This window comes from Streptomyces sp. NPDC050161, assembly GCF_044460025.1.
Lineage (GTDB): Bacteria > Actinomycetota > Actinomycetes > Streptomycetales > Streptomycetaceae > Streptomyces.
The window spans coordinates 142,094-161,867 of sequence record NZ_JBITJM010000014.1 but is presented as its reverse complement, the minus strand read 5'-3'; the positions used below and the strand labels follow the sequence as shown (position 1 = coordinate 161,867).

General features: G+C 73.4%; 18 protein-coding genes. 6 read left to right on the top strand and 12 right to left on the bottom strand.

Annotated features, from left to right (window positions below):
- The first annotated feature begins 13 nt into the window (after positions 1-13).
- Together ACIBK8_RS23200 and ACIBK8_RS23195 are read left to right on the top strand one after the other, a co-directional pair.
- Positions 14-781: an SDR family oxidoreductase gene (locus tag ACIBK8_RS23200; protein ID WP_399043699.1), complete on the top strand. Its 768-nt coding sequence runs from the start codon at positions 14-16 to the stop codon at positions 779-781.
- Between the two features lie 62 nt (positions 782-843).
- Positions 844-1,809: an aminoglycoside phosphotransferase family protein gene (locus tag ACIBK8_RS23195; protein WP_399043698.1), complete on the top strand. Its 966-nt coding sequence runs from the start codon at positions 844-846 to the stop codon at positions 1,807-1,809.
- On the opposite strand, the gene ACIBK8_RS23190 is transcribed toward ACIBK8_RS23195, so the two are convergent.
- The 3 genes from ACIBK8_RS23190 to ACIBK8_RS23180 all read right to left on the bottom strand — a co-directional run bounded on the left by ACIBK8_RS23190 (position 1,790) and on the right by ACIBK8_RS23180 (position 4,921).
- Complete coding sequence (locus ACIBK8_RS23190; RefSeq protein ID WP_399043697.1) at positions 1,790-2,719, bottom strand: S66 peptidase family protein; 930 nt, start codon at positions 2,717-2,719, stop codon at positions 1,790-1,792. The genes ACIBK8_RS23195 and ACIBK8_RS23190 overlap by 20 nt on opposite strands.
- Before the next feature lie 231 nt (positions 2,720-2,950).
- Complete coding sequence (locus tag ACIBK8_RS23185) at positions 2,951-3,379, bottom strand: hypothetical protein (protein WP_399043696.1); 429 nt, start codon at positions 3,377-3,379, stop codon at positions 2,951-2,953.
- A 138-nt stretch (positions 3,380-3,517) separates the two neighbouring features.
- Complete coding sequence (locus ACIBK8_RS23180) at positions 3,518-4,921, bottom strand: DUF3616 domain-containing protein (RefSeq protein WP_399043695.1); 1,404 nt, start codon at positions 4,919-4,921, stop codon at positions 3,518-3,520.
- 615 nt (positions 4,922-5,536) lie between these two features.
- Here ACIBK8_RS23180 and ACIBK8_RS23175 point away from each other — a divergent pair.
- Positions 5,537-7,198 carry an ABC-F family ATP-binding cassette domain-containing protein gene (locus ACIBK8_RS23175; RefSeq protein WP_399043694.1) on the top strand — a complete coding sequence of 554 codons (1,662 nt, stop codon included), beginning with the start codon at positions 5,537-5,539 and terminating at the stop codon, positions 7,196-7,198.
- Between the two features lie 12 nt (positions 7,199-7,210).
- Here ACIBK8_RS23175 and ACIBK8_RS23170 read toward each other — a convergent pair whose 3' ends face one another.
- Positions 7,211-8,332 (bottom strand): NADH:flavin oxidoreductase, encoded by a 1,122-nt coding sequence (locus ACIBK8_RS23170; protein WP_399043693.1) that lies wholly within the window; start codon positions 8,330-8,332, stop codon positions 7,211-7,213.
- A gap of 175 nt (positions 8,333-8,507) precedes the next feature.
- Entirely contained in the window at positions 8,508-9,224 is a 717-nt protein-coding gene (locus tag ACIBK8_RS23165; RefSeq protein WP_399043692.1) for a GNAT family N-acetyltransferase, read from the bottom strand.
- Between the two features lie 236 nt (positions 9,225-9,460).
- Here ACIBK8_RS23165 and ACIBK8_RS23160 point away from each other — a divergent pair, with 236 nt between their 5' ends.
- The gene (locus ACIBK8_RS23160; protein WP_399043691.1) at positions 9,461-10,387 is read left to right on the top strand and encodes an ornithine cyclodeaminase family protein; all 927 of its coding nucleotides are present in this window, start codon (positions 9,461-9,463) and stop codon (positions 10,385-10,387) included.
- A gap of 51 nt (positions 10,388-10,438) precedes the next feature.
- Here the strand turns inward: ACIBK8_RS23160 and ACIBK8_RS23155 are convergent, their stop codons facing one another.
- Positions 10,439-11,929 carry a UbiD family decarboxylase gene (locus ACIBK8_RS23155; RefSeq protein WP_399043690.1) on the bottom strand — a complete coding sequence of 497 codons (1,491 nt, stop codon included), beginning with the start codon at positions 11,927-11,929 and terminating at the stop codon, positions 10,439-10,441.
- Positions 11,930-12,155: 226 nt separating this feature from the next.
- On the opposite strand from ACIBK8_RS23155, the gene ACIBK8_RS23150 reads away from it, so the two are divergent.
- Entirely contained in the window at positions 12,156-13,085 is a 930-nt protein-coding gene (locus ACIBK8_RS23150; protein WP_399043689.1) for a helix-turn-helix domain-containing protein, read from the top strand.
- On the opposite strand, the gene ACIBK8_RS23145 is transcribed toward ACIBK8_RS23150, so the two are convergent.
- The 6 genes from ACIBK8_RS23145 to ACIBK8_RS23120 all read right to left on the bottom strand — a co-directional run bounded on the left by ACIBK8_RS23145 (position 13,082) and on the right by ACIBK8_RS23120 (position 18,788).
- Positions 13,082-14,083: a proline racemase family protein gene (locus tag ACIBK8_RS23145; RefSeq protein ID WP_399043688.1), complete on the bottom strand. Its 1,002-nt coding sequence runs from the start codon at positions 14,081-14,083 to the stop codon at positions 13,082-13,084. The genes ACIBK8_RS23150 and ACIBK8_RS23145 overlap by 4 nt on opposite strands.
- The gene (locus ACIBK8_RS23140) at positions 14,083-15,015 is read right to left on the bottom strand and encodes a dihydrodipicolinate synthase family protein (protein WP_399043687.1); all 933 of its coding nucleotides are present in this window, start codon (positions 15,013-15,015) and stop codon (positions 14,083-14,085) included. Before ACIBK8_RS23140 ends, ACIBK8_RS23145 begins: the two co-directional genes overlap by 1 nt.
- A complete protein-coding gene (locus ACIBK8_RS23135; protein WP_399043686.1) occupies positions 15,012-16,520 on the bottom strand; it encodes an FAD-dependent oxidoreductase in 1,509 nt (502 codons plus the stop codon). Before ACIBK8_RS23135 ends, ACIBK8_RS23140 begins: the two co-directional genes overlap by 4 nt.
- Positions 16,517-16,870, bottom strand: coding sequence for a (2Fe-2S)-binding protein (locus ACIBK8_RS23130; protein ID WP_399043685.1), 354 nt, complete (start codon positions 16,868-16,870; stop codon positions 16,517-16,519). Before ACIBK8_RS23130 ends, ACIBK8_RS23135 begins: the two co-directional genes overlap by 4 nt.
- A gap of 9 nt (positions 16,871-16,879) precedes the next feature.
- Positions 16,880-18,076 (bottom strand): NAD(P)/FAD-dependent oxidoreductase, encoded by a 1,197-nt coding sequence (locus ACIBK8_RS23125; RefSeq protein WP_399043684.1) that lies wholly within the window; start codon positions 18,074-18,076, stop codon positions 16,880-16,882.
- Between the two features lie 103 nt (positions 18,077-18,179).
- Positions 18,180-18,788 (bottom strand): helix-turn-helix domain-containing protein, encoded by a 609-nt coding sequence (locus ACIBK8_RS23120; RefSeq protein ID WP_399043683.1) that lies wholly within the window; start codon positions 18,786-18,788, stop codon positions 18,180-18,182.
- A gap of 190 nt (positions 18,789-18,978) precedes the next feature.
- Here ACIBK8_RS23120 and ACIBK8_RS23115 point away from each other — a divergent pair, with 190 nt between their 5' ends.
- Positions 18,979-19,605, top strand: coding sequence for a GntR family transcriptional regulator (locus tag ACIBK8_RS23115; RefSeq protein ID WP_399043682.1), 627 nt, complete (start codon positions 18,979-18,981; stop codon positions 19,603-19,605).
- Positions 19,606-19,774 lie beyond the last annotated feature (169 nt).

Below are 19,774 nucleotides of genomic sequence, written 5' to 3'. Positions count from 1 at the left end.
GGAGTCATCCGCCATGAACGAGCCGTCATCCGCCGTCCGCAAACCCGCCGGTCTCCCCGGGTCCGGGGCGCTCGACGGACGTACCGTGGTCCTGATCGGCGGTGGCTCGGGCATCGGCCTGCGCGTCGCCCACCAGGCGGTCGCGGCCGGCGCCCGCGTCGTCATCGGCGGCCGCACCCCCGAGCGTCTCGCCGCGGCGGCACAGGAGTTGGGCGACCGCGCCGGCTGGCGGACCGTGGACACCACGGACCGCTCCTCGCTCGCCGCGTTCTTCGCGGAACTCGACCGCGTCGACCACCTGTTCACCTCCGCGGCCTCCTACCGCGTCGGCCCGATGCGGGAGTTGAGCGACGAGGACGCCGAGAGCCCGTTCGTCTCCAAGTTCTGGGGCCAGTACCACGCGGTGAAGTACGCCGCGCCCAAGCTGGCACAGGACGGATCCGTCGTCCTGATGTCCGGCGCCGCGGGGGCACGCCCACCGGCCGCCGCGCCCGCCTACGCGGCCTGCAACGCCGCGGTCGAGGGGCTCGGCCGTGGTCTGGCGGTGGAACTGGCGCCGGTCCGGGTCAACGTCGTCTCGCCCGGCACCATCGACGGAAACCTGTGGGCGCACCGGCCGGAGCAGGACCGGGAGGCGGCGTTCGCGCAGTACCGCAGGGACACCGTACTCGGCAGGCTCGGCACGGAGGACGAGGTCGCCCAGACCGTGCTGTTCCTCTTCACCAACGGATTCACCACCGGCGCGACCCTGTACCCGGACGGCGGCTACACACTGCACTGAGCGCCCGCGCCCGAACCCGCACCGGATGGCAACGGCGCCGGGCGCGCGCGTAGGGTGCCCGGATGGCCTGGACGATCGGTATCCCGGAGGCGTTCTCGCGCAGCACCGTCGAGCGCGAGGGGCGCCCCGGAGCGGCGTGGCTCGCCGAACTACCCGCAATCGTGGACGCGTTGCTGGAGCGCTGGGGGTGCGTGCCGGACGGCGAGGTCCTGCACGGCGGGGTCGGTGTCATCGTGCCGGTGGTGCGGCGGGCCGAGGGGGCCGCGGTGCTGAAGGTGTCCTTTCCGCACCCGGGCAACGTCCACGAGCCGGACGCGTTCGCGGTGTGGGGCGGGCACGGTGCCGTGCTGCTGCGCGAACGGGACGACGCGCGGTTCGCGATGCTGCTGGAGCGGGTCGGGACGTCGACCCTGGCGGAGGTCGAGGACGGCGACGAGGTGGTGACGGTCGCGGGGCGGCTCAATCGCCGGCTGGCCGTCCCCGCGCCGCCCGGCCTGCCCCGGCTGCGGGAGCGGGCGGCTGCCTGGGAGGAACAGCTGCGCAAGGATGCCGACGAGCTGACGCACGCGCTGCCGCCTCACGTGGTGGACGCCGCCGTGGCGACCGCCCGCGAGCTGGCCCCCGACCGCCCCGACACCCTCATCCACGGCGACCTGCACCCCAGGAACATCCTGCCGGCCGACCGCGAGCCGTGGCTGGCCGTCGACCCCAAGGGGTACGCGGGAGACCCCGCCTACGACGGCGGCACGCTGCTCAAGTCACGCGCCCTGGCCCTCATCGAAGCGGACGACCTGCGCCGGGCCGTCCACCGCACCCTGGACGTCTTCGCCGAAGCCGCGGAACTGGACCGCGAACGCGTCCGGCGCTGGGCTCAGTTCCACGCCGCCCAGGCCGCGTTCTGGGGCCGCCGCCACGGATTCCGTATCGCCCGCGGCGGTGCGCGGCTCGACCGGCTCACCGTATTCGTGGACGGCCTGGCGCAGTTGCTCACGGAGCGCGGCCGGAGGGTCAGCGCAGGGTCTGGGTGAGTTCGCTGCGGTTCGCCGTGTGGACGAGCCGGGCGCGCGCCCCGTTGACGAGAGGCAGATACGGCGGGACGTGACCGCACTCGACGTCGGCGATGACCGGCAGGTTCAGCGGGCCGAGCGCGTCGAGGACGGCCTGGTGCTGGGTGAGCGAGTCCGCGCCGGGGGCCCAAGTGCGGCCGACGAGTACCGCGTTGGCCCGGTCGAAGAAGCCGGCCAGCCGCATCCCGTGCAGGTTCCGGCAGATGGTGAAGGCGTCGTCGTCCGCCGCTTCGACGTACACCAGCAGCCCGTCCGCCGACTCGTTCCGCGCGAAGGACGAGACGTCGAGGTACGGCGTGCCCGCGATGTTGCAGAGCGTCTCGATACAGCCGCCGATCAGGCGCCCTTCGGCCTCCACGTCGGCGTCGGCGTCCAGCCTGGTCCAGCTGCCGGGGGTGTCGAGGGTGTAGCTGGACACCTCGGGGTGGGCGCGGTAGTCGTCCCAGCCCGATGACCGGTGGCGGCCCGGTGGCGTCTGCGTGAAGCGGTGTCCCTGGGGCGCTGCGGCGATGTCGAGCCAGGACACCAGCCCTTCGAGCACCCGGTACGGGGTGTCCATGAGGTTGTTTCCGTGCACGGTCGCCATGCCGGTGAGGAGGGTCAGCGGCGTGAGGACGGTCGACATGTCGGAGAAGCCGACGAGCCAGGTCGGCTCCGCCGCGCGCAGGCGCTCCCAGTCCAGCAGCGGCAGCAGGTCGATCGCGGTCTCCCCGCCCCACGGCGGCACCACGGCCCTGATGTGAGGATCCGTCAGCATCGCCATCAGCTCGGCCGCCCGGTCGGACGCCGGGGCGCTGACGTGTCCGGCGCCGTCCATGCAGCGGCCGACGACCACCTCGTACCCCCGCGCCTCCACGGCGCGGATCGCCACGTCGAGGCGCGCGCCCAGCTCCTTCGGGACTCCGCTGGAGGGGGAGGTGATGCCGATCCGGTCACCGGGGGCGCAGGGGGCGCGGGAAGCGGACTGTCATGCGCGGGATTCTGGCACGCGCATCGGTGACGCGGTATCGGATTGTCCCCGCACGGGCGGAGTGCGCAGGCGCGGGCCGTCGTCGGCAGCCGGGGCGGCCGGGTCCGGCGACACCGGCCGCCGCGTGGGAATTCAGCGCATGCAGGTCAGGTAGTCGTCCTGGCAGCCGGGCCAGAGGTATTCGTGGAGGGACGAGACGGCGTCGTAGGCGCCGAGGCGCTGGGCGCGGCCGTCCGGGGTGTCGGCCGCCGCTTCGCACTCCGCCTCGTAGCGCTCGGCCCAGTAGGCGTTGACCGGCCGGATGACCCACGCGGGGACGTCGTGCCGCCGGACGTCGCGCAGGGCCGCGTGGAAGCGTGCCTGCTCGTCCGGCCGGGAGGCCCGCCTGCGCAGCGCGTCGAGCGCTTCGATCACGGCCCGGTGGCCGCGGTCGAGCATCCTCCAGTAGGGGTCGCCGCCTTTGCGGAGGCGTGCCGCTGCCTGCTCGTAGGTGAGCGGCGTACCGCTGCGGGCGGCGACACCGGCGGTGAGAGGGTCCTGCGCTTTGGCTGGTGTGGTCATGGCGCGGATTCTTCCGCGAGCGGCGGCCGGGACGGCGGCGGACGAAGCCGACTTCACCGGACCGGGGCGGGCACGCGGGATCGTTTGATGCAGTTGGCGCTACGGCCCGCGGCCCGCCCCGTGCTTCCGCGCCGAGGGTCAGCGCCGGGCCTCGGGGCTGACGGTGAACCAGGTGGCGCGGGACTTCTTCCACTCGTCGTGCGGGAGGTCCTTGGCCTCGGTGCCGTCGTCGTAGAGGTCGGCTGAGCCGTCGTCGGTGATGAGCTGGGCGCGGGCTCCGGGTGCGGTGAGGTCGGGCACGTCCACCACCGCCTCCCAGCCGCCCGCGTCGTCCGTCGGCAGGGACTGCACCTTGGCGGGGGCGTGCCCGGCGACGCCGTCCCACGAGTACAGGGTGTAGGGGTCGCTGTTGTCGTCGGCGGCCCAGGAGCCGGCCACGATCAGATACTGGTCGGCGGCGTTCTTGCGGATGTCGCGGATGCTGAGACCGCCGAGGTCCAGCTCGATGGCCTTGCCGAAGGTGGCGTGCGCGCCGCCGATGACCTTGTCGATGTTGGTAACGGGCACCAGCAGCGCCTTGCCGCCCTTCTTCGGCGGTACCAGCGGGGCGCGGAAGCCGACGTAGGCGGTGGTGGTGGAGCCCGGCGCGAACTCCAGTCCCTCCACGTTGAATCCGTCGATCTGCTTGGGCACCTGGCCGTCGGCCGTGCCGTCCGCGAAGCCGTACTTGTCGTCGTGGTCCTGGTCCCAGGCGACGAGGTCGTCGCGCAGCTTCTGGTAGGAGCCGCCGAGCGAGAGCTTGGTGCCGGCGCCGGATCCGCTGACCTCGGTGGTGAACAGCGTGCCGCGGTCGGGCTGGTATTTGCCCTTCTTGCTGTTGCCCATCGAGCCGGTCCAGTAGATGGTGTCGCCGACCCTGGCCGCGGCCTCGATGTCGATCTCCTTGGAGACGCCGAGCTTCGAGCTGAAGTCCCAGGTCCTGACCGGGCCGCCCGAGGTGCGGCGGTCGTAGAGGCGCAGCACGTTGGACTCGTCGTCGGCGATGATGACGTAGCCGTCTCCGGCGTCGACGGCGGCTGACGCGTCGCTCGATCCCGTGAAGTAGCGGGTGTCCGCGGGGTGTTGGACGTCGGCGGACGCGGCGTAGTGCAGCGTCTTGGTGGCGGACGCGCCGTCACGTCCGGTGACCTTGAGCTTGATGTCGGTGTAGCCGACACCCTGCGCGGCGACCTTCAGGGTGCGCTTGGCGCCGCTCCCGCTGACGGTGACGTCACCGGTACCGGCAACCGAGGGCTTGGAGCTGGAGGCCGCCGCGACGGTGAGATCCGACGCGTCGCCGCCGCTCTGGGACACCGTGACGGTGATGGACGGGTCGCCCGTGGCGCCCACGGCGCCGGAGAGGTAGCCGGCCGACAGCGAGATGTCCGGCGGGTCGGCGGTGGCGGCGAGCGCGGTGCCGCCGACGCCGAGGGCGCCGATGGCGAGGGCCGCGCCTGCGGCGAGCGGTATCCGGCGGGTGGACGGGGAAAGACGCTTGCGCACGAGGTGTGCCCTTCGACGGCTCCGGTGTCGCGCAACAACTTCCAGGGCCGCCACCAACGGCGCCTGCACACCCGGGCGTACGGCGGGTGAACAGCGGTGGACGCCCCGGCACACCATACGGAGCGGCGACCCGGTACCGCCACGGGCGGGCGGCGTGGATTTTCCGCCCCAGGGAAGAGGGCGGGGGCGGCGGCGCCACGTGGCGGTGTCCGGAAAAGTACGCCGCCGGGGCCGGGCGGTCTCCGGTACCGGACGGTATCCGGGGCCGGGCGGTCTCCGGTGCCGGGCGGTCTTGGGGCCGGCGGACCGCCCGCTAATTCCTTTGCCCTCCGCCGTCGGGGGCATTAGCGTGGTGCGCGGTCCTGTTGTCTCCGATTGAGGTGGACGTTGCGCATCTGAGGTTCGCGATCACCGCGCCGTACGGCCTTCGCCGTACGCCCGTCACGCTTGCTGCGGCTCTTCATGCCGCCCGTGACCTGCGTGGATGCGACCTCGGTGCCCGAGCCGTCCGTCTTCCTTCCGGACCTTGGTGCCCCCTTTCTCCTGGCCTGGTCGCCGCGTGGTGTTCGCCTGCGAAGCCCCCCGTCCACCGCGCTCACGACTGCGAGAAACTCCATGGCGACACCCGTCACCCCCAGCACCTCCCTCACCTGCTCCGCCCTGACGTTCCGGTGGCCGGACGGCACCACCGTCTTCGACGGTCTCTCCCTCGGCATCGGCCGGGGGCGCACCGGGCTCATCGGCACCAACGGCACCGGAAAGTCCACCCTGCTGCGGCTCCTGGCCGGTCGCCTGCGCCCCGCCCAGGGGTCGGTGACCGTCAACGGCAGCCTCGCCTACCTGCCGCAGGACCTCACCCTCGACACGGTGCTCCGCGTCGATGCGGCCCTGGGCATCGCCGAGCGGCGCGCCGCGTTGCGCGCCATCGAAGCCGGAGACGTGCACGAGCGGCACTTCGAGACGATCGGCGACGACTGGGACGTGGAGGAACGCGCCCTGGCGACGCTGGGCTCACTCGGTCTCGGCGGCATCGAACTGGACCGCACCGTCGGCCAGTTGTCCGGCGGCGAGACCGTGCTGCTGCGGCTGGCCGCGCTGCTCCTCACGCGCCCCGACATCCTCCTGCTGGACGAACCGACCAACAACCTCGACCTGTTCGCGCGCCACCGCCTCTACGAAGCCGTCGACTCCTGGCGCTCCGGCGTCCTGGTCGTGGTCAGCCACGACCGGGAACTCCTGGAGCGGGTGGACCGGATCGCCGACCTGCGCGCCGGGTCCGTGCGGTGGTACGGAGGCGGCTGGTCGGCCTACGAAGAGGCCCTGGCCACCGAGCAGGAGGCGGCAGGGCGGACGCTGCGGGCGGCCGACGCGGACGTGCGCAGGCAGCAGCGCGAGCTGGCGGAGACCCAGGTGAAGCTGGCCCGCCGCCAGCGGCACAGCAAGAAGATGGACGCCCAGCGGCGGGCCCCGCGGATCGTCGCGGGCGAGAAGAAGCGCTCCGCGCAGGAGTCCGCCGACAAGCTCCGCGGCCTCCAGCAGGACCGGCTCAGCGAGGCACGCGAGCGGCGTGACGAGGCCGCCGACGCGATCCGGCAGGACGCCGAGATCCGGGTGAGCCTGCCGCACACCGCCGTGCCCGCGGGCCGCACCGTGCTGCGGCTGGAGGCGCTGCGCCCCGCGTTCGGCTCGCTGGTCCAGGGCGACCTGCACGTGCACGGGCCCGAGCGGATCGCACTCGTCGGCCGCAACGGCGCGGGCAAGACCACCCTGCTGCGCACCCTCACCGGGGAGCTGGCCCCGCGTTCGGGCCGCGCCGAGACGTTCGTACCGCTGCGGTTCCTGCCGCAGCGACTCGACGTCCTGGACGAGGAGTTGAGCGTCGCGGCGAACGCGGCGCGGCTTGCTCCCGGCGTCACCGACAACCACATCAGGTCCCAGCTCGCGCGGTTCCTGTTCAAGGGGGCGCGGGCGGAGCAGCCGGTGGGCACCCTGTCGGGCGGCGAGCGCCTCCGCGCCACGCTCGCGGCCGTGATGCTGGCCGCGCCCGCCCCGCAGCTGCTGATCCTGGACGAGCCGACCAACAGCCTCGACACCGCCGGCGTGCGGCAGCTGGCGGGCGCCCTCGACGCCTACGAGGGCGCCCTGCTGGTCGCCGGCCACGACCTGCCGTTCCTCGCGTCCATCGGCATCACCCGCTGGCTGCTGCTGGGCGAGGACCTGCGGGAGACGACGGAGGATGAGGTCCGTGACCTGTCGGCGGCGCCGGAAGCGGGCTGACCTGCGGCCGGGTCAGCTCAGCGTGCGCAGCGCCGAGGGGTCGTACGGCAGGAGTTCGGCGGTGCGGCCTTCGAAGATCTTCGCGGCCCACTGCGGGTCGCTGAGCAGGGCCCTTCCGACGGCGACCAGGTCGAACTCGTCGCGCTCCATCCGGTCGAGCAGCCGGTCGATGCCCGCGACGCCGCCGCCCTCCTCGTGGAACATGGAGGTGAACTCCTTGTCGAGGCCGACCGATCCGACGGTGACCGTCGGCCTGCCGGACAGCTTCTTGGCCCAGCCTGCGAGGTTGAGGTCCGTGCCGTCGAACTCCGGCAGCCAGTAGCGGCGGGTGGAGCAGTGGAAGGCGCTGACACCCGCCTCGGTCAGCGGCGCCAGGAGGGCGTCCAGCTCTTCGGGGGTGTCGGCGAGGCGGACGTCGTAGTTGTTCGTCTTCCACTGGGACATCCGGAACAGGATCGGGAAGTCCGGCGCGACCGCTGCTCGGCAGGCCGCCACGATCTCGGCGGCGAAGCGGGTACGGGCGGTGAGGCTGCCGCCGTAGCTGTCGGTGCGCCGGTTGGTGCGCGACCAGAGGAACTGGTCGATCAGGTAGCCGTGCGCTCCGTGCAGCTCGACGCCGTCGAAGCCGAGGCGTTCGGCGTCGGCCGCCGCACGGGCGAACGCCGCTATGACGTCGTCGAGGTCGCCGCGCGTCATGGCGTGCCCGGAGGGGGTGCCGTCGATGGTGAGCCCGGACGGGCCGGAGGGCGGGGCGTCGGGGAAGGGCGGCGCGCCTGCCGTGCGGGCCATGCCGACGTGCCACAGCTGCGGCATGATCGTCCCGCCCGCCGCGTGCACGTCCGAGACGACGCGTGCCCAGCCGGCGAGCGCGTCCTCGCCGTGGAAGCGGGGGACGGCGGCGCTGCTTCCGGCCGCCGGGTGGTCGACGTAGGTGCCCTCGGTGATGATCAGGCCGACGCCGCCGGCGGCGCGGCGCGCGTAGTAGTCCGCGACGTCGGCGCCCGGGACGCCGCCGGGCGAGAACTCGCGGGTCATCGGCGCCATGGCGATCCGGTTGGGCACGGTGAGCCCGTCCAGGCCGAAGGGGCGGGAGAGCAGCCGGGCCGCCCGCGCGGCGGGGTCGCTGGTGTTCACGTGTGGGTCTCCTCAACTGGGAACGTGGGCACAAAACGCCGCCCGCACGTGGGCGTTCGGCGTGTCACTGCGCACAACACGAGGCAAGCGGAGCCATCATCCGCTTTGCGGTGTCGCGTGCGCCACACTCGCGGCCCGGGGCGCAGCGATCCGCGGCGAGTGGCGGCCCGACCGTTCAGCGCACCCGCCAGATCCAGCCCAACGGGGCGAGCCCCAGGGTGCGGGCCACCGACTGCGAGGCGTGGTTGGCGGCCGTGGTGCTGTAGAAGAGGACCTGCTTGTTGCGGCGTTCGCGGTGCCACCAGGCGGCGGCGACCGCGGGGGCGAGTCCACGGCCGCGGAAGTCCGCGCGGGTCCAGGTGCCTGCCTCCGCCGCGAGCGTGTTCGCGGCCGGCGAGAAGCAGATCGACACGGGGGTGTTGTCGTGTACGGCCATCGCCCACTCCCCCACCGCCCCGGAGATCAGCTCCGCCCACTCCCCCGGCTGCCAGTTGTCCGGCCGGACGAGGTCGGCCGCCGCGAGCCGCCCGGCCCCGTCGGAGGTGATGACGGGCAGCGGAGCCGGTGCCCGTGGCGCGAGCCGCTCGGGGAAGAGGTAGCTGGGGCCGCCTTCGACAGAGACGGCCCCTTCCCCCAAGTCCTCGATATTTCCCGCCAGTTGGGTCAGCACGCGCGGCGGCTCGCCCGGCACGTACGGCTGCGCCTCGTCACCGACGTGCCCCGGGTTCTCGGTGTGCGCGCCCAGGGCGAGCAGCCGGGCGTGGGGCGACCAGGCGTACACGACACGGACGGACGGGTCCTTGACCGTCGCCGGTGTGCCGGCCGCCCCCTCTTCGAGGCCGTGAATCGCGTCCACTTCAAGCGCGAGGAGTTCCCTTTCGGTCCTGTTCATTCTCCCGAGACTAGAAGATCACTCCGGGCTCGCGCGGCGCGGACCGCGCGATCGCCGCGGGACCGGCGGGCCGGCCAACTCCCTTACAGCGTCGCCGATCTGGCTGGAAATAAGCGGTGGAACGGGCTGGTCCCGGCCGGATGAAGGGCCGGGACCAGCCCGCCCCGGGGTGGCGGCGCATGCCGCGCGTATACGGTGATCATGGCCAAGACCGCTCCCCCACCAGGAGGTTTCGCATGACGACAGCTCCCCGGATCCTCAGCGGGGCCGAGGTCCTGCGCGCCCTGCCGATGGCCGTGGCCGTCGACGCGTTGCGTACGGCCCTGCGCGAGGGGACGGATCCCGCGGCGGATCCGCCCCGCACCATCGTGCCCGTCGAGCACGGTCAGCTGCTCCTGATGCCGGCTCAGCAGCACCGGTACGCGGGGGTCAAGGTCGCCACCGTCGCGCCGGGCAATCCGGCCGCCGGACTCGCCCGCGTCCAGGGCCAGTACCTGCTGTTCGACGCGGCCACGCTCGCGCCGCTCGCCCTGCTCGACGGCATCGCGCTGACCACCGTGCGGACCTCCGCCCTCTCCGCGCTGGCCGCCGACCATCTCGCCACCCCCGACGCCGCCCACCTGGTGGTCTTCGGCACCGGGCCGCAGGCGCGCGGGCACCTGGACGCGCTGCGCGCGGTCCGCCCGCTCACCCATGTCACCGTCGTGGGGCGCACCCCCGAGCGGGTCGAGCGGTTCGCCGCAACCGCCCGCCGTGACACCGGCATCACCGTCGAGCCGGGCGACCCGTCCGCCGTCGCCACCGCCGACCTCGTCGCCTGCTGCACCACCGCCCGCACGCCCCTGTTCGACGGCACCCTGCTGGCGCCGCACGCGACGGTGATGGCGGTCGGCTCCCACGAACCCGACGCACGCGAGGTCGACGACGCCACCGTCCGCGGCTCCACCGTCGTCGTCGAGTCCCCGTCCACCGCCGCCCGGGAGGCGGGCGACCTCATCCCGGACCTGGAGAGCGGCCGTCTCGACCTGGACGCGCTGGTCCCGCTCGCCGACCTGGTCACCGGACGCGCCTCCGCCGATCCGGCACGCCCCCGGTTCTTCAAGAGCGTCGGCATGGCCTGGGAAGACCTCGCCGTGGCCGGCGCCGCGTACGAGGCCGAGTAACCGGCGGGCTGAGGGGGCGGGCGGCGGGCACGCACCCCGCCCGTGCCGCCGTCACCGGTACCCGTAGCGGGCCCAGTTGTCGATGACGTGCTGCTGGAGGCTGCGGGGGTAGGAGGTGCGGAACGAGGCGGTCGATCCGTGGGTGGTTCCGTGGAACTGGGCGGGTTGCAGGCAGCTGATCACCGCCTTGCCGCCGCGTCCTGCGGCGGCCTCTTCGGGGGTGAGGTAGGGGACCATCGGGATGCCGGGGGCGTCGGGGAAGTCGTACCGGCCCGTGCCGGGGTGGTGGCGGGTGGCCATCGCCCAGACGACCTGGCCGATGTCGGTGATGTCGATGTCGTCGGCGACGAGGATCACCTTGGGCACCAGCCATCCCGGGTGCGAGGCGAACAGCACGTCGGCCACGCGGTCCGCCAACTCCCTTTCGGTGAGGTGGAGTCGGGCCAGTCGTTCGATGTCGATGGCGAGGACGATCCAGCAGGTGGCCGCCTCGTAGGAGCACCAGGCGAAGTCGACGGGCAGGCCGGACGAGCGGAGCAGGTCCAGGCTCGCCGCGGAGATCATCGTCCCCCAGATGGTGTGGTTCTCCTCCGGCGGCAGGCCGGCCACGCAGACCGGCAGGACCGGGTCGTCGCGGTGGGTGAGCGCCTCGACGTGGAAGACGGGCTGCCGCTTGCGCTCCGTGAAGGCGTAGCCGTGGTACTCCCCCATCGGGCCCTCCCACCCGGTTTCGTCGGGGCTGATGTGGCCCTCCAGGACGATCTCCGCGTTGGCCGGCACGTACAGGTCGTGGATTTCCGTCCTGACCACCTCGACCGGGCTGCCGGTGAGCGCGCCGACGTAGCCGTCCTCGCTGACGTGGGCGGGGAGCGGCATGCCCGCGGCGGCGAGCGCGGCGGGCGGGGCGCCGAAGACCATGGCCCACGGGGTCGGCAGGCCCCGTTCCCGCCACATCTCGTGGATCATGCCGATGTGCTGCTGGGGCATGGCGGGTCCGACCAGGGTGGTGCGGCCGTGCAGCATGGCGCGGGCGACCGACCAGCTCGTCCAGGTGCCGTCGGGGCTGCGTACGACGTGGAATCCGTACGTGCCGAGGTAGCGACCGCCGTCCTCCTGGTGCAGCAGCGGGACGGGCAGGGACTCCAGGTCGACGGCATCGCCGGTGCGGACGTTCTCCTTGCAGGGTGCCCGGGTGGTGACGACCGGCGGGAGTGGTGCGGCGTGCATGGCGTCGATCAGTTTTTCCACGATGTCGCGCGGGGTGCTGTGCCGTGGCAGTCCGACGTGGGCGGCGAGCCTGCCGTACTGCCCCTTGTCCGGGGTGCTCAGTCCGGCGGGCGCGCCCAGGATGCGGAATCCGGGTGCGGAGCCGGCGAGGTGGGTGAAGAGCGGCGCGGGTGCCTTGGTCTCGTAGACCCGGCGGGTGAGGGCGCCCACCTCCAGTTCGGGGTCGACGGGTACCTCGATCGCCACCGCGTCGCCTGCGGTGAGGAGTGCGTCGAGGAAGTCGCGGAAGTTCAGTGCGGGGCCGTGCTGGGTCACGGGCGGGGTCCTTTCGGGTGTCCGGCGCGGGCCCGGCGGCCGGATGCGGCGGGGGTGCCGGGCCGGGTGGCGCATTTTCGGTCAGGGTTCGGGGGCGGCCGGCCGGGCGGCGTTTCCTGCGGGCAGTTGCACCGGGGCTCGTCCGGTTCGTACGGTGCTGCCGCCTGGTTCGTGAACCACGCTACGGACGGATCCGGGGCGTCCGGGCGTAATCCGAGGACGAGATATGTGCAAAAACAGACAGGCCGGGATCGCGGACGTCCCCTTCCCCGCCTCTCCGGGTGGCCCGCCGGGAGTCGAGATCACCGGTCTCGCGGGGCTTTCGTCGCTCGCGCGCGGGCAGGGCGCCGACGCGTACGCGCCGTTCCGTCCCGCCTTCCATCTGCTGATCACCGTGCGGTCCGGTTTCGTGCTCTGCTCCGTGGATCTCGTCGCGTGTGTGGTGGGGAAGGACAGTTGGCTGTGGGTGCGGCCGGGCCAGGTCCTGCGGTTCAGTTCCGACCTCGGGGCGGCCGATGGCACCGCGGTGTTCTTCCAGCCGAGCTTCCTCGGGGCGGCCACGGTCGCCGCGGCGCGGCTGGACCGGCGGGCGTGGCGGCTGCCGCTGACGCCGGAAGGCGCCGCCGGTGGCCCGGTGCGGCGCGCCCTGAGCATGCTGGACGACGAGTACCGGCACCTCGCCGATCTGCCCTTGGAGGTCCACGTCGAGGTCGTCAGGCACCTGCTGTCCGTGCTCGTCCTGCGGCTGGCCCACCTGCCGGGCGGGCAGCGGCACGAGGCCGCCGGCAGCGAGGCGTTCCGCCGTTTCCAGCGGGCGGTGGAACGCGACTTCACCCGCACCCACCGCGTCGATGACTACGCCGCCGCGCTGGGCTACAGCGTGCGCACCCTCACCCGCGCGACCGACGCGGCCATCGGCTGCGGCGCCAAACGGTTCGTCGACGACCGGGTCCTGCTGGAGGCCAAGCGGCAGTTGGTGCACACCGACCTGACCGCCGGTGCGATCGGGGAGCGCATCGGCTTCCCCTCGGCCGCGGTCTTCACCCGGTTCTTCCGGCTGCGGACGGGCGAGACGCCGGCCGCCTTCCGCGCCCGCACCCGCGGCGCGGGCCACGGGGGCGGCCCCACGGGATCCGTCCCTGACGACGTGTCCTAGAGGACGAATCCGTGCGGGAACGGGTCGGCGGGGTCGAGCAGGTAGGTGGCCGTGGCGGTGATCCAGGCGCGTCCGGTGAATTCGGGGACGACGGCGGGCAGGCCGCCCGCTCGGGTGGTGGCGACCAGGCGGCCGGTGAAACGGGTGCCGATGAAGGACTCGTTGACGAAGTCGGTGTGCAGCGGCAGTTCGCCGCGGGCGTGCAGCTGGGCCATGCGGGCGGAGGTCCCGGTGCCGCACGGTGAGCGGTCGAACCAGCCGGGGTGGATGGCCATGGCGTTGCGCGAGTGCTGCGCGGTGGAGCCCGGTGCGAGGAACTGCACGTGCTTGCAGCCGTTGATCAGCGGGTCGACCGGATGGGCCGGGCGGTGCTGCGCGTTGACGGCCCGCATGATCTTCAGTCCGGCGGCCAGGATCTCGTCCTTGCGGGTCCGATCGAAGGGCAGCCCGATCCGGTCCAGTTCGACGATGGCGTAGAAGTTGCCGCCGTAGGCCATGTCGTAGCGGACGGTCCCGAGGTCCGGGACGTCCACCGTCGCGTCCTGGGCGACGGCGAAGGAATCCACGTTGCGCAGGGTGACCTGCTCGGCGACGCCGTCGCGCACCGCCACCCGCGCCTCGACCAGACCGGCCGGGGTGTCGAGGCGCACGGTGGTCTCCGGTTCGGTCACCGTGACCATGCCGGTCTCCACCAGGACGGTGGCCACGCCGATGGTGCCGTGGCCGCACATCGGCAGGAAGCCGCTGGCCTCGATGTAGAGGACGCCCCAGTCGGCGTCGGTGCGGGTGGGGGGTTGCAGGATCGCGCCGCTCATGGCGGCGTGGCCGCGCGGCTCGTCGACCAGGAAGCGGCGCAGCGGGTCGAGGTGTTCCACGGCGTGCCGGCGGCGTTCGGCCATGGTGGCGCCGGGGATCGGGCCCACGCCGCCGGTGATCACGCGGGTGGGCATGCCCTCGGTGTGGGAGTCGACGGCGCTGACCGTCCGGGTCGCGCGCATCAGAAGGATCCGCTGTCGAGGGCGGCGACGGCGCGGGCCACGTCGTCGGTGACCTGGGCGTGCCGGTCGGGTGTCAGCGGTCCGCGCGGCGGCCGGCAGGGGCCGCCGAAGCGGCCGACCTGTTCCATGCCGAGCTTGATGGCCTGCACGAACTCGACGCGGGAGTCCCAGCGGAAGGCCGCGACGAGCGGTTCGTACAGGGCGCGGGCCTGCGCCACCTTGCCGGATGTGGCCAGTTCGAAGAGGCGGACCGACACCGCGGGGAAGACGTTCGGGAAGCCGGCGAACCAGCCGGTGGCCCCCATCAGCAGGCTTTCCAGGACGACGTCGTCGGCGCCGCCGATGACGTCGAGTCCTGGCGCCTTTTCCTTGATCTCCAGCACCCGCCGCACGTCGCCCGAGAACTCCTTGACGGCGACGACGTTGTCGATCTGCGCGATCTCGGCGAGCAGGCCGGGGGTCAGGTCGACCTTGGTGTCGATGGGGTTGTTGTAGACCATCACCGGCAGGCCGACGGCTGCCACCGTCTCGTAGTGGGCGAGGATTTCGCCGCGGTTGGCCCGGTACAGGGTCGGCGGCAGGCACAGCACGCCGTCGGCGCCGTCTTCGGCCGCAGCCTCGGCCCACTGCCTGGCCTGGTGCGAGCCGACGCCGTGTACGCCGACGACGACGGTGCCGCGTCCTTCGACGGCGGCGATGGCGGTACGGGCCACGGCGCGGCGTTCCTCGTCGGTCAGCGAGGAGTACTCGCCCAGCGAGCCGTTCGGGCCGACGCCGTGGCAGCCGTTGTCGATCAGCCAGCGGCAGTGTTCGGCGTAGCGGTCGAGGTCAACGGCCAGGCCGGCGGGGGCGGACGCCTTCTCGTAGTAGGGCAGCGCGGTGGCCACGACGACTCCGCCGAGGCCGCTGGTCTGCTGCGTGGTGGCGCTCATGAACTGCTCTCCTTCTTCCGGGGAGTTGGCGGTGCATGGTGCGGAAGTGGTGTGGGCGGGGCAGCGAGTTCGCCGAGGCGGACCGGCTGGGCGACGGGGCGGTGGTGCGGTCCTGCCACCGGCAGTCCTGCGACCGGCCGCTCGGCCGGATCTCCGCTCAGCCGGGTGCGGAGTTCGGCGACCGTGGGGCCGCAGATCCGGGCCTGGCAGGGGCCGAGCCCGGCCCGGGTCGCCAGCTTGGCGACGCGGGGCGCCGCGCCGGCCGGATCGTCGGCGGCCCGGCGGAGCGCGGCGTAATCGGTCTCCTCGCAGCGGCAGATGACGGTGTCCTGGCGCAGCCATCCGGGCCAGGCGGCGCCGATGGGGTGGGCGCGCGCGAGGCGTGCGGCGAAGGCCAGGCCCTGGTCCCGGCGGCGGCGCAGCCGTCGTACGGCGGGTGCCGTGGGGTCGCCGCCGCCCGCGATCCAGCCGGCGACGGCGCCTTCGGCCCGCGCCGCGGGGGCGCCCGCGATGCCGGTGATCTCGCCGGCCGCGTACACGTCGGGGCGGCTGGTGCGCTGGTCGTCGTCGGTGTCCACGAAGGTGCCGGCGGCGGTGGTGCGGAGCGCGCAGCCGGCGGCGAGCGGGAGTTCGAGCTGCGGGCTGAAGCCGTGGGTGACGCACAGGGCGTCCGCCGCGGTGGTGTGGGCGCTGCCCGGGACCACCGACCAGTCGGGGCGCAGCCGTGCGCTGACGACCTCCTCCACGCGGCCGTCGCCGCGCGCCTCGATGACGGTGCGGCCGGTGCGATACGGCACCCGGTGGCGGAGCAACGCGGCGGTGCAGGCGGCGAGTTCGCCGGTCTTGCCGGCCTGCGCGGCCAGTTCCCACGGGCGCCGGGTCCAGCCGCGCGCCATGGTGGACGGCCGGTTGGCCTCCAGGACCGCCGAGACCCGGGCGCCGGCCTCCAGCAGGGATGCCGCCACCGGGAGCAGGAAAGGGCCGGTGCCGGCGACCGTGACGTGGTCGCCGACGACCACCCGCTCCCCCTTGGCCAGTGCCTGGGCCGCGCCCGCGGTGAACACGCCGGGCAGTTCCCAGCCGGGGAACGGCAGTACGCGGTCGTGCGCGCCGACGGCGAGCAGCAGCGCGTCGGGGTCCAGGGTGTGGCGGGTGCGCCCGGCGCCGTCGGCGGGGCCGCGCAGCAGGTGGATCCGCGGCGGCCCGGTCCCTTCGGGGTCCTGGCGCTCCAAAGCCCACACCGTCGTCTCCGGCAGCCAGGTGCAGCGCGGGTGGGCCGGCACCCGGCGGCGGCGCCGGTCGAAGGCGCGCCAGCCGTGCTGGAGGCGCTCGGGGTGTGCGGCGGCGTAGGCGTCGGGCAGCATCCGGTGGTACTGGCCGCCGGGCTGTTCCGCCGAGTCGATCAGCGTCACGCGGGCCCCGGCGCCCAGCGCGGCTTCGGCCGCGGCGAGGCCCGCGGGCCCTGCGCCGACGACGGCGACATGACGGGGTGTCCGCGTGGTCATCGCTCCTCCGTTCCTGGCGTACGGGAGTCCGCAGGTGGCGTGGCGGGTTCGGCGGACCGGGACTGGGTGGTGATCTCGTCGCCGTCCCGTGCGCGGCGGCGGCAGGCGCGTACGTCGCGCTCGGCGTTGACGGTGACCAGGCAGTCGAAGCAGACGCCGATGCCGCAGAACACCCCGCGGGGGGCACCGGACGGGCCGCGGCGCCAGGCCAGGCGGCCGGCGGCGAGCAGCAGTCCGGCGATGGTCTGGCCTGCGATGCCGTCGGCCGGTTCGCCGTCGACGGTGATCCGCAGCGGCCGGTCCCGCCGTCCGGTGGCGTCGGACCCGGCGGGTACGCGTCGGGGGCTCATGCCCTCTCCTCAACTGCCGTGATGTGCGGTGGCGTTCAGTACGGCTGGGCGGTCCACCCGGAAGGGGGCGGGGTCGATCTCCGTGGGCCGGCCGAGCATCAGGTGGCACACCAGTCGCGCGGTGCCCACCGAGAGGCCGATGCCGGCGCCTTCGTGGCCGCTGACGTGCCAGAGTCCCGGCAGGCGCGGGTCGGCGCCGATGACGGGCAGGTGGTCGGGGACGTAGGGGCGGAAGCCGCCGTAGGCGCGCATCACCGGGACGCCGGCCAGGCGGGGGAACAGCCGCAGCGCCTTGGCGGCGATGGCCGACAGCACTTCGGGCCGCAGCCGGTCGTCGAAGCCGACGCGGCGGCGTGAGGAGCCCAGCAGGACGCTGCCCGCCCGGGTGGCTTCCACCACCGCGGAGGTCTGGAGGTCTTCGGCGCTGCTGCCGACGGCACCCACATAGTCGGCGTCGTAGACCTTGTGGAAGACCGTCGGGGGCAGCGGGGTGGTGACCAGGACGTCGCCGCGCCGGGGTCTGACGTCCACCGGTGCGCCGAGGCGGGCGGCCAGTTCGCCCGCCCACGGTCCCGCGGCGTTGACGCACAGGTCCGTGCCGAGGTGTCCCGCCGAGGTGCGTACCCCGGTGAGACGGCCGCCCCGGGTGAGCGCCCCGAGCACGTCGCAGCCGGTCCGCAGCACCGCGCCGGCCGCGAGCGCGTCGGTGAGCAGGGCGGTGGCCGCGGCGGCGGGCTGTACCTGGGCGTCGTCGGGGTAGTGCAGGGCCGCGGTGTGGTCGCGGGTGACGTAGGGCTCGGCGTCGGCGAGCGCGTCGGCGTCCAGGACGTCGGCCCGTACACCCGCGTCGCGCTGGGCGGCGGCGAAGGCGGACAGTTCCCTGGCGCCCGCTGCGGTGGTCGCGACGACGATGCCGCCCTTGGGTTCCCACTCGGCCGCTGCGGCGGCTTCGGCGCCGCGGGCGGACCCTTCGGCGACGGCGGCCAGCATGCCGGGCCACAACTGCCGGGAGAGCTGGGCGAGTTGGAGTTCGGGTCCAGGGCCCTTGTCGGAGACGAGGACGTTGCCCTCGCCGTGGGAGGTGGTCGCGGCGGCGGGGCCGCCGCGGTCGACGACGGTGACGTCGAAGCCGGCGTGCGCCAGTTCGCGGGCGCAGGCGGCGCCGACGATGCCGGCACCCAGCACGGTCACACGCGTTCCGTACATCGCCATCCCCTTCGTTCGCTTTAACGAACGCGATGAGGCTATGGCGGGGTCCTGGGCGTGTCAATGGTCCGCACAGGGATGCCGCGGGGCTCCGGGAGGGGCGCTATTGCGGGGTGCCGGGCACCGCGTGCGGCTCCTTCGGATGCAGTTGCTGGTCCGCCCGGTATTCCAGCAGGAGGACCGAGCGGACGGCGCCTTCGGGTGCCGCGTAGGTGTGCGGCAGGGCGGCGTCGAAGCCGACGTAGTCGCCGGGGCCCAGTTCCACCTCGTGCCCGTCCACCGTCACGCCGAGCCTGCCGGCCTGCACGATGGTGTGCTCGGTGCCGACGTGGCCGAGCGAGTCCCGCCGGGTGCCGTCCCGCACCTGCTGGTCGTAGACCTCGATGATGGCGTCGCCCGACTCGATCCGGTGCAGCGGGCGCAGTTCGACACCCTCGCCGCTGAGCACCTCGACCTGGCCTGCGCGCACCACGGTCAGGCCCCTGGGCGGGCGGGTGTCCAGGAGGTCGGAGACCGGCACTTCGAGGGCGCGGGACAGGTTGAAGACCGTCTCGATGGTGGGGTTCCCGGTGCCCGACTCCAGTTGGGAGAGCGTCGCCTTGCCGATCTTGGAGCGCCGGGACAGCTCGGAGATCGACAGCCCGCGCTGGGTTCTGGCCCGTTTGAGGTTGGCCGCCACCATGTCCCTGACCGAGCCCTCGGGAACGCTCACATCGCTCTCCTTCATGTCACCGTCGTTCGGTTTACCGAACACTCTTCGTGGAGAGAGTGTTCGCTTTAACGATCAGTGTTGGGCCCTGCATCCCCCGGTGCAACCGGCGCTCCGGCGCATCCTCGCCCGCTCCGCGCGTGCTAAATTTGTATACAAAGTGTATGCACACGGGATCGGGAAATGGGGAACGGTGCAGTCGGGGCGAGAGAAGGCATACGCGTATCTCAAGGATGTCGTGCTGACCGATCCGGAGATGCAGGACCGGTTCCTTTCCGAGCAGGACATCGCGGACCGGATCGGCGTCTCGCGCACCCCGATCCGGGAGGCGCTGCTGCTGCTCGCCGCCGAGGACCTCGTGCGTCTCGTCCCCAAGCGCGGGGCGCACATCGCGCCGCTGACGGCACGTGAGATCAGTGAACTCATGGAGATGCGCGGCCTCATCGAGAAGTTCGCGGCCGAGCACACCACCGCGCGCGGCTGCGCGCCGCTCGAAGAGATGGCCCAAGTGCTCGCGTTCCAGGAGACGTTGCGGGGCGAGGAGAGCGCGAAGGAGTTCATCTCCGCCGATCACCGTTTCCACGCCACCCTCGTGGCCGCCGTCGGCAACACACTGATGAGCCGTCAGTACGACGCCCTGCGCAGCCGCCAGATCCGGGCGGGTGTCATCGCGCTGTACCAGTCCGGCGACCGGCGCGGCGAGGTGCTCACCGAACACCGCCGGATCCTGGAGCGGTTGACGGCCGGCGACGCCGCGGGCGCCTGCACCGCGATCGAGAGCCACATCGAGGCCACCCAGCGCATCCTGCTGTCCTCCTAGGAGGCAGCCAGGCGGACAGCCAGGACGCAGCCGCAGCGTCGGCCGTCCGGCGCGCAGGGGCGCGGGGGGGGGGGGGGGGGGCCCGGGCGGGCGCCCCCGGGCGGCGGGGGGGCAGCGCGGGGGGGGGGGGGCCCCCCCCCCCCCCCCGGCCGCGGGGGGGGGGGGGCGG